The organism is Halorubrum sp. JWXQ-INN 858 (assembly GCF_009806985.1).
Classification (GTDB): Archaea; Halobacteriota; Halobacteria; order Halobacteriales; family Haloferacaceae; genus Halorubrum.
The window spans coordinates 12,366-26,564 of sequence record NZ_WUAX01000001.1; the positions used below are offsets into that span (position 1 = coordinate 12,366).

The window sequence follows — 14,199 nt, forward strand, 5'->3', positions numbered from 1 at the left end:
CCGAGCCGTTCGCCGGAGGACGGGGCGAGGACGTCGATCAGGACAACGCCGGGATGACCTCCTCGCCGAACAGCCGGAGCGCGTCCGCGTGCTCCTCGAACGAGAGCCCCGGATGCCACATTCGGGCGAGGAAGTGGAGCTCGCCCGGGACCGCGTCCTCGTACGCGCGGAGCCGTTCGATCACGGATTCGGGGTCGCCGACCATCGCGCCGGCCCGGAGCCCGGCGAGCCGCTCGTCGGTCATCGTCTCCCGGTCCCACCGCGAGGCGTCCCGGTTGTCGGCGTGTTCGGCGTACTTCCGCCGCGAGTAGACGAGCGGGGGTTCGAGCGTCTCCCACGCCCCCTCCGGGTCGTTCTCGACGTGCGTGTACTGCATCACCGAGAGAGTGAACGCGTCGGCGGCGACGTCCCGCATCGACTCGAGGAGCTCGACGTTGTCGGCGAACTGCTCGAAGGAGGACTTGTACTGCATCGCGCCGTCGTAGTAGACGATACCGATGTGGCCGTCACACAGGTCGGCGGACCGACGGATCGCCGGCTCCGAGGTCCCGCCCAGATGGATCGGCGGGCCGCCCTCCTGTACCGGCTTCGGCTCCACGCGGAGGTCCTCGTACGCGAAGAGGTCGCCGTCGAAGTCGAACGAGCCCGGTTCCCACGCGCGTCGACAGATCTCGACCGTCTCCTCGACGCGCTTGGCTCGCTGTCGGCGCGGGGAGTCGAACACGTCGAACTCCCGCTGCATGTAGCCGTTCGCCAGCCCGAGGGTGAACCGTCCCCCGGACAGGATGTCCACGGTCGCGGCGTCCTCCGCCAGCCGAACCGGGTCGTACAGCGGGGCGAGCGCGATGCTGGTTCCGATCCCGACGCTGTCGGTCTCCCGCGCGATCGCCGCTGACAGCGGGAGCACCGACGGGGAGTACCCGTCGTCGAAGAAGTGGTGCTCCGACGTGTGGACCGTGTCGAAGCCGTACTCCTCGGCCATCGCCGCCAGCGCGAGCGTCTCCTCGTACACCGTCTCGTAGGACGCGTCGGACCCCGGCGGCCGTTGCCCCGTCAACAGTCCGTAGCCGAACTTCATACGGATCCCGTCACCGTGTGACCGCTTAACTCCGCCGACGCCGGTAAGGGAGCTCTCTCCCGCGCGATCGGAGATGATCCACACCGTCGGCACGTCGCGAATGTGCGTTCGCGTGTTGCGAACGAAGGGGCGATTTATACGAACCGTTCGGATCGTGTATTAACAACACCGCCGGCAAATATTGCTACGGTGCGACGATCCTGCGGATCGCCGATCGGATCCATCCGTTCGCTCGTAGCGAACGAGATTTGGTACTCATTGTCACGGGACTCGATAAGTCGGTTCGAATATCGCGACACTCTTCGGGGGTACGTATCGTCCCGTCGCCGAGACGGGCGATCCGGTTCCTTGGTACCTGTTCACAATAGGCGAACGTATATGTAGCACCTCCCCGTAACGGGTGCCATGACCGCCCCGAAACCACGGACGGTGAACGCCTCGCGGACGCTACTGGAGATCCTCGAATCGCTCCGGGAACTCGACGGCGCGGGAGTGACCGAACTCGCCGCCCATCTCGACATGGCCAAGAGCTCGGTTCACAGCCACCTCGCGACGCTCGAGGAGACGGGGTACGTCACGAACGACGACGGCACCTACACGATCGGGTTCAAGTTCCTCAGGTTGGGCGAGTACACCCGGACCAACCACGACGCCTACCGGATGGCGAAACCGATCGTCGCCCAGCTGGCCGAGGAGACGAACGAACGGTGCCAGTTCATCGTGGAGGAGCACGGGAAGGGCGTCTTCGTCCACAGACGAACCGGCGAGTACGCGGTGCGTACGAACACGAACATCGGGAAGCGGATCTACCTCCACGCGACCGGCGCGGGAAAGGCGATCCTCGCGCACCTCCCTCCGGACCGGATCGAGGCGATCGTCGACGGGATCGGGCTCCCCGCCCGAACGGACCAGACGATCACCGACCCCGACGAGCTGTACGACGAGCTGGCGGCGGTCAGGGAGCGCGGGTACGCGTTCAACAAGGAGGAAGGGATGCACGGGCTTCGAACCGTCGGAGTGCCGGTGTTCGACCCCGACGGCGACGTGTTCGGCGCGCTGAGCGTGTCGGGCCCGTCCTACCGCATGCGAGGGGAGCGCTTCAACGAAGAGATCCCGAACATGCTCCTCGGGAAGGCGAACGAGCTCGAGTTGAAGATCGAGTTCGAGTCCTGAGCCGCCACGTCGACGATCCGCCACCCGAGACGGAACGGCGACGTCCCACCCCCGATCGTGTCCCCGTGAACAGGACGTATTACACCCGATGTAAATTACAATAATACGCCTGTAACGAAGACGAAAGCCGGCCGGGGACGAAGGAGCTTCCTCGAACGAGACGAACCGAGTCGGAACGACTCTTGGCGAGGTTTGAAACGGAGAGAAGGACATAGCCGGTATGGCAAGAAATATAAATTTTGATGAATGTATTTCTTTTTGATTGTTGAATATACCACCATCTAATAATCAATGAAGAACGAGCATAGAACATAACGTGATTGAGGCCTTACAAGGCATAAGAACCGCAATAGCAGTCAAAGCACCGATATTCGAAGTACATCGGAATGCAGTGAGTGCCAAGCCATCCAATAACAGAATAGTATATATTTTTGGTATTTAAGAGCAATAGTAGTATATTTATCTCTCGGCCGTCGCTCACGTCCGCCACCGAGCCGTCGACGACTCACGGACCGGGTTTTTGTCGCTACGGGCCGAACTCCTGTCTATGCCGTACGATCCGAACGACGCGGCGGTCGTCGTCGTCGACATGCAGAACGGCTTCTGTCACCCGGACGGGAGCCTGTATTCGGAGCCCAGTGAGGCCGCGATCGGGCCGGTGACCGACCTCGTCGGTCGCGCTCGCGACGCCGGCGCTGCGGTCGTGTACACGCGGGACGTCCATCCGCCCGGACAGTTCGACGGGAACCACTACTACGACGAGTTCGAGCGGTGGGGCGAACACGTCGTGGAGGGGTCGTGGGACGCCGAGCTCGTCGCGGACCTGGACGTCCGCGGGAGCGATCACGTCGTCGAGAAACACACGTACGACGCGTTCTACCGGACCGGTCTCGAGGGGTATCTGGAGGCGCACGGCATCGACGACCTCCTGATCTGCGGGACGCTCGCGAACGTCTGCGTGTTACACACCGCCGGCAGCGCCGGGCTGCGCGACTACCGACCGGTGATCGTCGAGGACGCGTTGGGGTACCTCACCGACGACCACAAGGCGTACGCCGTCGAGCACGCCGGCTGGCTGTTCGGCGAGACGACGACGCTCGACGCGGTCGCGTTCGACGCGTCCGCCTGAGCCGGCGTTCGGCCGACCGATCGGAGGCGCGCCGTCCGGGTTATCACTCCTGCGAATCGGCGTGAAACCCTTTTGAGGCGGGACGGCGAGCCGTGCGTATGGAACTCTCCCGACGCGGAGTGATCGGCGGGCTCGGGGCGGCGTGTGCCGTGGGCGTCGTCGGGCTCGTGGGCGCGTCGACGGTCGACGACCCGCTCGCCGACGACGCGGACGACACGGAAGAGGAGGAGTCGCGATACGTCGCGGTCGACCCGGACGCGCCGTTCGTGGCCCGGCTCGACGACGGGTCGACGGGAACGACGCTGTTCGACGCGGCCGACCTGTCGCACGTCGAGGGCGTGTACCCCAGCGGCGACGACCACGTCGTCGCGCTCGAGCTCACCGACGACGGCCGGGACGCGCTCCGGTCGACCCTCGAGGACGAGGGGGCGACCGACGACCCGGAACCGTTCGCGATCGAGATGACGCTGGACGGCGATCCCGTCCGCGAGATCGACCTGGACGAGGCGACCGTCGACGCGCTCGCCGGGGACGACTTCGACGGCGTCGTGACGCTGTCGTTCGACGACGCGGACGTAGCCGAGACTCTGTACGACTCGCTCGCCGGAGAGTGAGACCGGAGTCGAGAGACGTGGAGTGAGACCGGGAGTGGAGTGAGACCGGGAATCGAGAAAGACTTGGAGTGGAGTGAGACCGGGAGTCGGGAGAGACTTGGAGTGGAGTGAAAGGGGGGTCGCGGCCGGAGACGACACCACCGCTGCGGTCGAACGGGGGAATTAACCCTCGGCGGTTCGACCGGGCCGGCATGACGGAGGGGAACGCTGATTCGGGACCCGTGGATGACCAAGCCGACGCGCCCGTCCGCCGACAGGGGCGCCCCTGTCCGCTCTGTGGCTCGTCGATGGACCACCGACACTGCAAGTACGTCTGTCCGAGACACGGCGTGGTGTACGACTGCAGCGACACGTTCTATTGAGGCGATCCTGCGGCGGTACGTCCGACGGAGGGACGGCCGATCCGATCGGTCTCCCCCGCCACGGCACCGCAAAATCGACGATGTGCGAACTGTTATGTCCGTGCAGTCCGAACCCGATGTTATGTTGGGCGACCCGCTTGCGACCCTCCCTGCGGATCTTTCGGAGCCAGCATGGTAGACCGGAACCAGGTCGCCGAAGGGAAACGGATCCAGCGCCGAACGGGCAAGACGTTCCACGTCGCCACCCGGCTGCTCCCGGAGCGGATCCGCCACCCGACGTACGTGTTGTACGGCTTCTTCCGCGTCGCCGACGAGGTCGTCGACGCGGCGGAGACGGCCCCGCCGGACGAGCAGCGTGCGGAGCTCGAGCGGCTGCGACGGGCCGCCCTCGGCGAGGAACCGACCGACGACCCCGTACTGGACGCGTTCGCGACGGTCCGCTCCCGGTACGCGATCCCCGACGCGGACGTCGACGCGTTCATCGACGCCATGGCGTCCGACATCGACGTCGACCGGTACGAGACGTACGCCGACCTGGAGGAGTACATGGACGGCTCCGCGGCCGCGGTCGGGCGGATGATGACCGCGATCATGGACGTCGAGGACGAGGCGGCGGCGTTACCGCACGCCACGAAGCTCGGCGAGGCGTTCCAGATGACGAACTTCCTGCGGGACGTCGGGGAGGACGTCGTCGACCGGAACCGGGTGTACCTCCCCATAGCGACGCTTCGCCGACACGGCGTCACGGAGGAACAGGTGCTGGACCGGGAGTTCGACGAGGGGCTCGCGGCCGCGATGCGCGAGCTCCTCGCCCGGACCGAGCGGCTCTACGAGGAGGGCATCGCGGGGATCAAGCACCTGCCCGACGACTGCCAGCTCGCGGTGCTGCTCGCGGCGGTCCTCTACGCCGACCACCACCGTCTCATCCGTGATCTCGATTACGACACCGTCTCGACGACCCCCCAGCTGTCGCTGTTGCGCAAGCTGTGGCTGCTGGCGCGGACCCGGTGGGCCTGGCAGTGGAACCGCGACCCGGAGACCGTCTTCTACACGGTGAGCCACGGGTTCGACGGCGAGACGGGCACGCGGCGGCACGGACCGCCGGACCCGACCGTCGTTCGGACCGACTGAGGGGGACGAGACGACCGATGCACCGCGCCAGGTTCGTCCGGCTCGCTTTGCTCGCGTTCGCGCTCGTTGCCGCCTCCTTCGTCGTTCGAGGAACGACCCGGCTCGTCGCGCCGTACGACGTCGCCGTCCTGCTGTCCGCGCCGCTGCTGTTCGCGGCCGCCGCGCTGTTGGCCGGCCTGTTCGTGTTGGCGACGTTGGACGCCGTCGGGATCCGGCCGATGGAGTGAGCGGGACGGCCGACTGCGCGGAGCCGTGTGGGACGGCCGACTGCGCGGAGCCGTGCGGGACAGCCGACCGAACGGGACGAGGGGACCCGCCGGCCCCAAGCCGGAACGCCCTTTTCCCGTCGGCCCCGACGACGGGTATGAACGTACGAGCCGTCGCCGACCTCTCCCCCGCGGAGCGGCGCGCCTTCTTCGAGCGCGACGCCGGCGTGGAGGCGGTCCGCGAGGACGTCGAAGCGATCGTCGACCGGGTGCGCGAGGAGGGCGACGTGGCGCTGCGCGAGTTCTCCGAGGAGTTCGACGGGGTGAGCGTCGGCAACATCGACGTCACGGACGAGGCCGCACGCGCCCACGCCGAGCTGGACGACGCCGGCGACCCCGTGCTCGACGCCGTCCGCGAGGCCGCCGCCAACGTCCGGGCGTTCCACGAGCGCCAGCGGCCCGAGGACTGGCGCGAGGAGTTCGACGGCCGCGAGCTGGGTCGCCGGTTCCGCCCGATCGACCGGGCCGGGGTGTACGTCCCCGGCGGCGCGGCCGCGTACCCCTCCAGCGCGCTCATGGGCGTCATCCCGGCGACGGTCGCGGGCGTCGACCACGTCGCGGTCGCGACCCCGCCCGCCGACGAGATCAACCCGGTCACCCTCGCCGCGATCCACGAGGCGGGCGCGGACGCCGTCTACCAGGCCGGCGGCGCACAGGGGATCGCGGCGCTCGCGTACGGCACCGAGACCGTCACCCGGTCGACGAAGGTGGTCGGCCCGGGCAACAAGTGGGTGACCGCCGCGAAGGCGGCGGTGCAGGGCGACGTGGAGATCGACTTCCTCGCCGGCCCGAGCGAGGTGCTCGTGCTCGCCGACGGGACGGCCGACCCCGAGTTCGTCGCGGCCGAGCTGCTCGCACAGGCGGAACACGACCCGAACGCGTCGGTCGTCGCCGTCACCGACGACGCGGCGCTGGCCGAGACGGTCGCGACGGCCGTCGAGGACGGGGCTCCGAAGCGGGACCGGACGGAGACGATCCGCGCGGCGCTCGCAAACGAGGCGTCGGGCGTGCTGACGGCGCGGTCGATGTCGGAGGCCGTTCTGTTCGCCGAGGAGTACGCGGCCGAGCACCTCACGATCCTCGCCGACGACGACGAGGCGCTGCTCGACCGGATCCCCAGCGCCGGCTCCGTCTTCCTCGGGCCGTACTCCCCGGTCGCCGCGGGCGATTACGCCTCCGGCCCGAACCACGTGTTGCCGACCAACGGCGGCGCGAAGCGGTACGGCGGGCTCTCGACGGACACGTTCCTCCGGTCGTCGACGGTCCAGCGGCTCGACCGCGACGCGCTCGCGGGGATCGCCGACACGGTGACGACGCTCGCCGAAGCGGAGGGGCTCGAAGCCCACGCCGAGAGCGTGCGGACGCGGTTCGACTGACGGCGTCCCACCGTGGATCCGCCGCCAACGTTTTGCCCCTCCAACGGGTACGTTGGTCCATGAGTACCGAACCGGCCCGGCCGATCGACGACGCGGCCATCGAGGTGACGCCCGACGCCGCCACGGAGGCGCTCTCGCTGCTGGAGGGCGAGGGGCTCGACACCGACGTGGCAGGACTACGACTGTTCGTACAGCAGGGCGGCTGTGCGGGGCTCTCCTACGGGATGCGCTTCGACACGGAGCCCGAGGAGGACGACCTCGTCGTCGAGCATCACGAGCTCCGCGTGTTCGTCGACCCCGCCAGCCGGAACTACATCGGCGGGAGCAAACTGGACTACGAACACGGGCTGCAGGCGGCCGGCTTCCACGTGGAGAACCCGAACGTCGTCTCCGAATGCGGCTGTGGCGAGTCGTTCCGAACCTGATCGGGCCACCTTTTTAAGTCGATCAGGCGGCTATCGTACGGTATGGAACTCGAAGCCGCGACGACGGGCGAGAACGAGCGAGTGTACATCGACCGGGGGCATGCCGAGCGCGGGGCCGAAGGACGGTTCTACGTCGTGTTTTCGGACGATAGCAGGCAGGATCGCTGGGGGTTTTACTGTGACAACTGCGGCTCGCTCGACACCGCGGTGGACACCATGGGCCGGATCGAGTGTAACGACTGCGGGAACCTCCGCAAGGCCGACGAGTGGGACGCCGCCCACGAATGAGCGCGTCGTGACCGTGACAACCAGATCGTGAGAAAGTTTATCACGCATGCGGGCGAACGTGAGGGTAGATGGCCCCTGCGAGCATCCCACCGACGACGGAGGCCAGAGACGTCTTTCGCGAACTAGGATACACCGTCACCGACGGCGGACGGGAGTTCGTCGCGGAGCGGAAGTGGCGTCGTGTACACGTCACGACGCTGTGTTCGGACGGTGTCGACGACCTCGGACCGTATCTCGCGGACGGTGGGGAGACGCCGCGGCTCCGCTGTTTCGTCACGTGGCGCGAGAACGCCGCGGCGCTCCGGGACGGACTGACGTCGATGAAGCCGCCGTACGACTGGGCGGTGATCGGCGTCGACGGCGACGACTTCACCGTGATGGAAGGCGCGGCCGGCAGTCCCTGAGACCGTCCCGAACACGACCAACGATCCGCGACCACCAGTCACCGTCTCGGGCGCGGCCGGCGGCACCGAACCGTCTCCGCCTCGACGGTCGACGGGTTCGGCGGCGCCTGCTTTTATAAGTCCGTGCGTGCAAGTAGCAACCGACATGGTCTTCAAGAAGATCACGCTGATCGGTACGAGCGACGAGAGTTTCGACGCCGCCGCGGACGACGCGATCGACCGCGCGGAGGACACCCTCCAGAACGTCTACTGGGCGGAGGTGGTCGAGTTCGGCGTCGAGGTGAAGAACGCTCCCGAGCGGGAGTACCAGGCGGAAGTGGAGATCGCCTTCGAGCTCGAGGACTGACCGGCCGATCGCGCGGCGTCAGTCGTCCTGGGCCGGGCCCGGAGTCCGTCGACCGTTCGTCTCGAACGCGGTGCCGACGAGGAGGTGTCCGCCGAGCGTCGCCGGCGAGATGACGTGGTCCGCGCCGGCCCGGCGGAGCTTATCGACGTTCTCCCGCTGGGTGGCGGCCGCCACGATACGGACGTCGGGCGCGAGCTGTCGCGCGGTGAGGATCGCCAACGCGTCGCGGGCGTCGTCGGTCGTCGCGACGATGACGGCCCGGGCGTCCTCGACGTGGGAGCGCTCGAGCGGCTCCACGTCGCTCGGATCCGCGGTCAGGACGGGGACGTCTCGCTCGCCGAGCGCGCGGGCCGCCGACTCGTCCGCGGTCACCACGGCGTGGACGACGTCCCGATCGGCGAGCTGTTCGAGTATCGGCTCGGTCAGCTCCCCGTAGCCCAGCACGAGGACGTGGTCGCTGAGGAGGTCGAACTGTTTCTCCGTCATCTTGCCGAGCGCCTTCGACAGCTGCGCCTCGATGGCGGGCGTCAGGAGGACCCCGAGCGCGACGGCGAACGCGGCGACGTTCATCACCAGCGAGGAGAGCACGAACAGCTGGGCGATGTCCGACGACGTGCCGGTTTCGGGCGTGATGTCGCCGTACCCGACCGTCGAGGCGGTGACGACCGTGAAGTAGAACGCGTCGACGATCGTCTCGATCCCGTCGAACTCGTCGCGGAGCGCGTACGACCCGACGGTGCCGTAGGCGATGGCGCTCGCGAGCGCCGCCCCCGCCGCGAGCTGGGTCGGCGACGGCGAGTACGATCGATCGAACCGGCCGCGGTTGAACACGAGCGCCGGCACCGAGACGACCGACAGCACGACGAGCGGGAGCGAGAAGACGGACACCTGCATCAGCCCTTGGATCGCGGTGAGCGGGAGCAACACGGCGGTGGTGTACCAGCCGACCCGATAGCCCCGCTTGAGGGCGAACCCGCTCCCCAGCATCGAGAAGCCGGTGATGGTCCCGGTGAAGCCGACCGTCCGCCTGACGATGTCGGGGATGTACGGCGAGAGCGGCCCCTGCACGCTGAACCCGCTGATGTGCAACAGCCCGACGACGATGGACAGCAGGGCGACCGCGAACGTCAGGCCGATCGACGCCCTGACCGACACCCACTCCCGGCTCCACTTCATACTCGCCCGGTGGCCGAGGTCGGACTTAAAACCCCCCAAGGACGGCGACCCGATACCTCGACCCGTCGATATCGACTCCGTTCGTCGGCGACCTCGGTCTCCGATCCGCCGATCGTGATCCCGTGTATCGGCGGGAGCCAGGGCCGTCTGCATGACGGTACTGGTTTAACCTCTCCGACGGAGATGGGGGTATGTCGCTTCCCGTCGAGATCCTCTTCGGCATCTATCTCGGCGTCATCACGGGGATCATCCCCGCGCTGGTCGCCGGGATATTGGGGTTCGTTTTCAAGTACTTCACCGGAGTGACGGTCCCGGGGCTCGGGGTCGTCGTCCTCGCGCTGGCGATCGCGGGGATCAACGGCGGACTGCTCGCGCTCAACGACGAGACGATCCGGTCGGCCGAGCGTGCTCCCGCGCTCCTGACCGCGATCCTCGTCGTGTTGATGCTGGCGCTGTACGCACACGCACAGGGGGACAAACTCGGCGCGAACGCGCCGAAACGCCTCTCGCTCCGGAAGCTCCGCGACCGGACGCTCTCGACGGACGTCATCGAGCTCGTCGGGGGGCACGGGCGGGTCCGCGTCACCGTCGTCGGCGAGGTCGGCGACATGGAGGGGTACCCGCCGCTGCCCGCCGCGACCAGACAGGCGATCGCGGACGGGGAGTGGACGTTCCCGGCGGAAGCCCAGCTCGCGGACTTAGAGGAGCGGTTCGCGGAGCGGCTCCGAACCGAGCTCGAACTCACCGACGTCTCCGTGTCGATAGACGAGAAGGCCCGCGCGACGGTGTCGGCCGCGCCGCCCTCGGGCGGGCTCTCGAAGCGCGTGCCGTCCGGCAAGCGCGCGGTGTCGCTGCCGGCGCTCGTCCCCACCGGGCTCGCCCGCGGCGACGTGGTTCGGGTCGTCACGCCCGACCTCGTCGTCGAGGGGGCGCTACTGGCCGCCAAGTCTGACGGGAAGGCGGGGCCGAAAAAGGACGAGAGCTCCGCGAAGCCGACCCCGACGGACGGCGACGGGGCGGCCAGAACGGACGGAAGCGGGACGGCGCGGACCGACGGCGGCGAGACGGCGCCGGCCCCGACCCCGGTCTCGCCGACGACGACCGGCGGCGAGGGGCGGGTGACCGTCGCGGTCGATCGATCGGACGCGGCCGCGCTGCTGCGCGCCGATCGGGGACGCGTGATCGTGCTCTCGCGCGGGACCCGCACGGAGTACGAACTCACGACGCTGCTCCGTCGCGCGGGGAAACGGTTCCGACGGGTCTCGGTCGTTGCCGACGGCCCGCTCGACGGACACACGATCGGCGATATCGGGGTCCGTGAGGCGTACGACGTCGCCATCCTCGCGTCCCGTCACGACTCGTGGACGGTCGCTCCGCGCGGCTCACAGGCGCTCACGGCGGGCGACGAGCTGTTCGTCGTCGGGAACCGTGAGGCGCTCGATCGGTTCGCGGAGGTGGCGAAATGAACCCGTCCGCCGTCGACCCCGTGGGGATCGCTCAGGTCACGTTCGGGGACCCGTACGCGGCCGCGATCACGCTGGCGACGTTCGCCGTCCTCGCGGTCGTGGTCTCCGGGACGGCCGCGCTCGTGTACCGCTGGTACTTCCGGACGGAGATCCCGGAGGGCGTCGCGGTCCTACTCGGCGTCGCCATCGTCGCCTTGTACCTCAACACGGCCTCGCTCGGCGACCTCGTGGGCGGCGGGGAGTCGGTGCTCCTCACGCCCGAGGGCGTCTTCTTCAACGTGGTCGCGCTCGGTCTCGCGGCGGCGGTTTCCCCGGCCGGACGCTACGCGGGCGATCGGGTCGCGGTCGACGTGTTCGCGCTCACCGGCGTCGCCGGCCTCGACGGCGACCTGAGCGCGGTCGTCAAGTCGGTCGGCCGCTTCACGGCGGTGACGCTCCCCGACGCCGACGAGATCGCGGACATGGACACGTACGAACCCGTCTCCACGGAGAAGAAGGCCGAGATCGCGGGGAAGACGCTGTTCTTCTCCCGCCGGCTGACCACGGAGGCGCTTCGCGAGCGACTCGTCGACCGGGTGAAGACGGACTACGGCGTCGGCCACGTCGACGTCGACCTCGCGGACGACGGGACCCTCGAGTACTTCGCCGTCGGATCGCGGGCGACCGGGATCGGGCCGACCCTCGCGCCCGGTCGGGCCGCGGTCGCGATCGCCGCCGACCCCCCGAACAACGCGACCGCCGGCGACATGGTCCAGGTGTGGCGAACCGACCCCGACCCCGTCCGCGTCGCCACCGGCGAGCTCCGGGGCGTGGCGGACGACGTCGCCACCGTCGTCCTCGACGAGGCGGACGCCGCGAAGCTCTCCGTGGAGGGCGGGTACCGACTGCTGACGCTCCCGGCGGAGCCGCAGGCGGACCGCCAGTTCGCCTCGCTGCTCCGCACCGCCGACGAGACCATGGCGGCCGTGAGCGTCGCGCGCGACAGCGGGCTCGTCGGCACCGCGGTCGGCGACGTGGCCGCCGTCGTCGCGGCGGTCCGGTCGATCGGCGGCGAGGTGCAGGCGATCCCGGCACGGGCGTACACCTTCGCGGCCGGTGATACGGTGTATTTGGTCGGACGTCCCGACGCGATCCGCCGGTTCGAGGCGGACGCCGCGGCGCGGCCAGCGGAGTCCGAGACGGGAGGAAGCGACGGGTCGCCGACGGACGAGGACGATCCCGACGCGAGAGGGGGCGGGATGGGGGACGGAGAGAACGAATGACCCCAGTCGGGGCCGGGGCGTAATCCTCTTAGGGCGGCCCGCCGGGGTTGACGTATGGAGTGGAAGCTGTTCGCTGACCTCGCCGAGATCGCCGGCGACAGGGTCGTCGAGGTCGACGTCGAGGCCGGCGACACCGTCGGCGACGCCGTCGACGCCCTGTTGGAGGCACACCCCGATCTGCGCGAGCGCGTGCTCGACGACGGGGGGATCGCCGATCACATCAACGTTCTCCGGAACGGCCGGAACGTGTACCACGGTGAGGGGCTGGCTGAACCCCTCGAGGCCGGCGACGAGCTGGCGCTGTTCCCGCCCGTGAGCGGCGGGTAACCGGTCGCGGGCCGCGGCCGTGGACTCGGCCCGGGCCACAGCCCGATCCCGGCCACAGCCCGATCCCGGTTTGGGCTCCAGTCTCGACCTCAGCCTCGGCTCCAGTCCCGGCTTCGTCCCTGGTGCCAGCCTTGACCTCGATCGTGGTCCCGGCCGACGAGCGACCGGGAGTGCGATCGGTCGTTTCAAACGCGGGCGGGTCACACGTCCGTCAATGAGCGACGACCACGACCGCAACGGTGGCGAGGAGCACGACAGCGAGGGCCACGACGGCGAGGAACACGACGGCGAGGAACACGACGGCGAGGAACACGACGGCCACGCCCCCTGTCGCGAGGAGTTCTCGACGGATCCGGTCGGACACACGCGGGTCGCGGCGGGGATGACCGTCGCGGAGCTGCTCGAGGAGTACGGCGACGCGGGGATCGGTGCGGCGTCGGTCCACGAGGCGGGCGACGTCCTCGCCGAGATGCTCGACTCCGACGACTGCACGGTGTTCCTCTCGCTGGCGGGCGCGATGGTGCCCGCGGGGATGCGCCGAGTCGTCTCCGATCTGATCCGCGACGGCTACGTCGACGCGCTCGTGACGACCGGCGCGAACCTCACGCACGACGCGATCGAGGCGATCGGCGGGAAACACCACCACGGCCGGACGCACGACCCCGAGCGCACGCTCCGCGAGCACGACGAGACCCTCCGCGAGGAGGGCGTCGACCGGATCTACAACGTCTACCTTCCCCAGGAGCACTTCGCCGAGTTCGAGGGCCACCTCCGCGAGGAGGTGTTCCCGGCGCTCGAGGCGGCGGCCGACGGCGGCTCCGTCTCGATCGCGGAGCTGTGTGCGGAACTCGGGCGTGCGAACGCCGCGGTCAACGACCGCGAGGGCGTCCCCGAGGACGCCGGCGTCGCCGCGGCCGCCTACGAGTCGGACGTGCCCGTCTACTGTCCGGCCGTGCAGGACTCCGTCCTCGGGCTCCAGGCGTGGATGTACGGACAGACCGCCGACTTCACGCTCGACGCGCTCGCGGACATGACGCCGCTGACGGACCTCGCGTTCGACGCCGACGAGGCAGGCTGTCTGCTCGTCGGCGGCGGCGTCCCGAAGAACTTCACGCTCCAGACGATGCTCGTCACGCCGCGCGCGTACGACTACGCCGTCCAGATCACGATGGACCCGGAGGCGACCGGCGGGCTCTCCGGGGCGACGCTGGAGGAGGCGCGCTCGTGGGGGAAACTGGAGACGGACGCGCGCAACGCCTCCGTCTACGGCGACGCGACCGTGATGCTCCCGCTGCTCGTCGCTGCGGCTCGCGAGCGTATCGAGAACTGAGCCCGCGGACGCCCACCGGTTAGCGGCGGTGGACACTCGTCAGTTC

At 68.9% G+C, this 14,199-nt stretch carries 17 protein-coding genes; 15 read left to right on the forward strand and 2 right to left on the reverse strand.

Features of this window, described 5'->3' with window-relative positions:
* Nucleotides 1-37: 37 nt before the first annotated feature.
* On the reverse strand, nt 38-1,078 hold the full coding sequence (locus GRS48_RS00045; RefSeq protein WP_159482914.1) for an LLM class flavin-dependent oxidoreductase: 1,041 nt from the start codon (nt 1,076-1,078) through the stop codon (nt 38-40).
* Nucleotides 1,079-1,483: 405 nt separating this feature from the next.
* On the opposite strand from GRS48_RS00045, the gene GRS48_RS00050 reads away from it, so the two are divergent.
* The 11 genes from GRS48_RS00050 to GRS48_RS00095 all read left to right on the forward strand — a co-directional run bounded on the left by GRS48_RS00050 (nt 1,484) and on the right by GRS48_RS00095 (nt 8,592).
* Entirely contained in the window at nt 1,484-2,251 is a 768-nt protein-coding gene (locus GRS48_RS00050; protein WP_159482915.1) for an IclR family transcriptional regulator, read from the forward strand.
* Between the two features lie 547 nt (nt 2,252-2,798).
* On the forward strand, nt 2,799-3,380 hold the full coding sequence (locus GRS48_RS00055) for a cysteine hydrolase family protein (protein WP_159482916.1): 582 nt from the start codon (nt 2,799-2,801) through the stop codon (nt 3,378-3,380).
* Between the two features lie 98 nt (nt 3,381-3,478).
* Complete coding sequence (locus tag GRS48_RS00060; protein WP_159482917.1) at nt 3,479-3,994, forward strand: twin-arginine translocation signal domain-containing protein; 516 nt, start codon at nt 3,479-3,481, stop codon at nt 3,992-3,994.
* A 191-nt stretch (nt 3,995-4,185) separates the two neighbouring features.
* Nucleotides 4,186-4,356 carry an HVO_2523 family zinc finger protein gene (locus tag GRS48_RS14965; RefSeq protein WP_200840178.1) on the forward strand — a complete coding sequence of 57 codons (171 nt, stop codon included), beginning with the start codon at nt 4,186-4,188 and terminating at the stop codon, nt 4,354-4,356.
* A 171-nt stretch (nt 4,357-4,527) separates the two neighbouring features.
* The gene (locus GRS48_RS00065) at nt 4,528-5,487 is read left to right on the forward strand and encodes a phytoene/squalene synthase family protein (protein ID WP_159482918.1); all 960 of its coding nucleotides are present in this window, start codon (nt 4,528-4,530) and stop codon (nt 5,485-5,487) included.
* Between the two features lie 17 nt (nt 5,488-5,504).
* Nucleotides 5,505-5,714: a hypothetical protein gene (locus GRS48_RS00070; RefSeq protein WP_159482919.1), complete on the forward strand. Its 210-nt coding sequence runs from the start codon at nt 5,505-5,507 to the stop codon at nt 5,712-5,714.
* Between the two features lie 137 nt (nt 5,715-5,851).
* The gene (gene hisD / locus GRS48_RS00075) at nt 5,852-7,129 is read left to right on the forward strand and encodes a histidinol dehydrogenase (RefSeq protein WP_159482920.1); all 1,278 of its coding nucleotides are present in this window, start codon (nt 5,852-5,854) and stop codon (nt 7,127-7,129) included.
* Nucleotides 7,130-7,188: 59 nt separating this feature from the next.
* A complete protein-coding gene (locus GRS48_RS00080) occupies nt 7,189-7,554 on the forward strand; it encodes an iron-sulfur cluster assembly accessory protein (RefSeq protein ID WP_159482921.1) in 366 nt (121 codons plus the stop codon).
* A gap of 42 nt (nt 7,555-7,596) precedes the next feature.
* Nucleotides 7,597-7,842: a DUF5816 domain-containing protein gene (locus GRS48_RS00085; RefSeq protein WP_159482922.1), complete on the forward strand. Its 246-nt coding sequence runs from the start codon at nt 7,597-7,599 to the stop codon at nt 7,840-7,842.
* Nucleotides 7,843-7,910: 68 nt separating this feature from the next.
* Nucleotides 7,911-8,246 carry a hypothetical protein gene (locus GRS48_RS00090; RefSeq protein ID WP_159482923.1) on the forward strand — a complete coding sequence of 112 codons (336 nt, stop codon included), beginning with the start codon at nt 7,911-7,913 and terminating at the stop codon, nt 8,244-8,246.
* A gap of 145 nt (nt 8,247-8,391) precedes the next feature.
* Entirely contained in the window at nt 8,392-8,592 is a 201-nt protein-coding gene (locus tag GRS48_RS00095; RefSeq protein ID WP_159482924.1) for a dodecin, read from the forward strand.
* A gap of 18 nt (nt 8,593-8,610) precedes the next feature.
* On the opposite strand, the gene GRS48_RS00100 is transcribed toward GRS48_RS00095, so the two are convergent.
* A complete protein-coding gene (locus tag GRS48_RS00100) occupies nt 8,611-9,768 on the reverse strand; it encodes an NAD-binding protein (protein ID WP_159482925.1) in 1,158 nt (385 codons plus the stop codon).
* Between the two features lie 191 nt (nt 9,769-9,959).
* Between GRS48_RS00100 and GRS48_RS00105 the strand changes: the two genes are divergently transcribed.
* From GRS48_RS00105 to GRS48_RS00120, 4 genes are all read left to right on the forward strand, one after another.
* Nucleotides 9,960-11,234 carry a potassium channel family protein gene (locus GRS48_RS00105; RefSeq protein WP_159482926.1) on the forward strand — a complete coding sequence of 425 codons (1,275 nt, stop codon included), beginning with the start codon at nt 9,960-9,962 and terminating at the stop codon, nt 11,232-11,234.
* A complete protein-coding gene (locus GRS48_RS00110) occupies nt 11,231-12,496 on the forward strand; it encodes a potassium transporter TrkA (protein ID WP_235027954.1) in 1,266 nt (421 codons plus the stop codon). Before GRS48_RS00105 ends, GRS48_RS00110 begins: the two co-directional genes overlap by 4 nt.
* A 54-nt stretch (nt 12,497-12,550) precedes the next feature.
* Nucleotides 12,551-12,823, forward strand: a complete 273-nt coding sequence (locus GRS48_RS00115; RefSeq protein ID WP_159482927.1) for a ubiquitin-like small modifier protein 1 — start codon at nt 12,551-12,553, stop codon at nt 12,821-12,823.
* Nucleotides 12,824-13,037: 214 nt separating this feature from the next.
* Nucleotides 13,038-14,153: a deoxyhypusine synthase gene (locus GRS48_RS00120; RefSeq protein WP_159482928.1), complete on the forward strand. Its 1,116-nt coding sequence runs from the start codon at nt 13,038-13,040 to the stop codon at nt 14,151-14,153.
* Nucleotides 14,154-14,199 lie beyond the last annotated feature (46 nt).

Excerpts from the sequence above, each read along its gene's own strand:
- GRS48_RS00110 (WP_235027954.1), top strand. The coding sequence starts at position 11,231 with ATGAACCCGTCCGCCGTCGACCCCGTGGGGATCGCTCAGGTCACGTTC.
- GRS48_RS00090 (WP_159482923.1), top strand. The coding sequence starts at position 7,911 with ATGGCCCCTGCGAGCATCCCACCGACGACGGAGGCCAGAGACGTCTTT.
- GRS48_RS00120 (WP_159482928.1), top strand. The coding sequence starts at position 13,038 with ATGAGCGACGACCACGACCGCAACGGTGGCGAGGAGCACGACAGCGAG.
- GRS48_RS00080 (WP_159482921.1), top strand. The coding sequence starts at position 7,189 with ATGAGTACCGAACCGGCCCGGCCGATCGACGACGCGGCCATCGAGGTG.
- GRS48_RS00105 (WP_159482926.1), top strand. The coding sequence starts at position 9,960 with ATGTCGCTTCCCGTCGAGATCCTCTTCGGCATCTATCTCGGCGTCATC.
- GRS48_RS14965 (WP_200840178.1), top strand. The coding sequence starts at position 4,186 with ATGACGGAGGGGAACGCTGATTCGGGACCCGTGGATGACCAAGCCGAC.
- GRS48_RS00055 (WP_159482916.1), top strand. The coding sequence starts at position 2,799 with ATGCCGTACGATCCGAACGACGCGGCGGTCGTCGTCGTCGACATGCAG.
- GRS48_RS00070 (WP_159482919.1), top strand. The coding sequence starts at position 5,505 with ATGCACCGCGCCAGGTTCGTCCGGCTCGCTTTGCTCGCGTTCGCGCTC.
- GRS48_RS00060 (WP_159482917.1), top strand. The coding sequence starts at position 3,479 with ATGGAACTCTCCCGACGCGGAGTGATCGGCGGGCTCGGGGCGGCGTGT.
- GRS48_RS00115 (WP_159482927.1), top strand. The coding sequence starts at position 12,551 with ATGGAGTGGAAGCTGTTCGCTGACCTCGCCGAGATCGCCGGCGACAGG.
- hisD (WP_159482920.1), top strand. The coding sequence starts at position 5,852 with ATGAACGTACGAGCCGTCGCCGACCTCTCCCCCGCGGAGCGGCGCGCC.
- GRS48_RS00100 (WP_159482925.1), bottom strand. The coding sequence starts at position 9,768 with ATGAAGTGGAGCCGGGAGTGGGTGTCGGTCAGGGCGTCGATCGGCCTG.
- GRS48_RS00065 (WP_159482918.1), top strand. The coding sequence starts at position 4,528 with ATGGTAGACCGGAACCAGGTCGCCGAAGGGAAACGGATCCAGCGCCGA.
- GRS48_RS00085 (WP_159482922.1), top strand. The coding sequence starts at position 7,597 with ATGGAACTCGAAGCCGCGACGACGGGCGAGAACGAGCGAGTGTACATC.
- GRS48_RS00050 (WP_159482915.1), top strand. The coding sequence starts at position 1,484 with ATGACCGCCCCGAAACCACGGACGGTGAACGCCTCGCGGACGCTACTG.
- GRS48_RS00095 (WP_159482924.1), top strand. The coding sequence starts at position 8,392 with ATGGTCTTCAAGAAGATCACGCTGATCGGTACGAGCGACGAGAGTTTC.
- GRS48_RS00045 (WP_159482914.1), bottom strand. The coding sequence starts at position 1,078 with ATGAAGTTCGGCTACGGACTGTTGACGGGGCAACGGCCGCCGGGGTCC.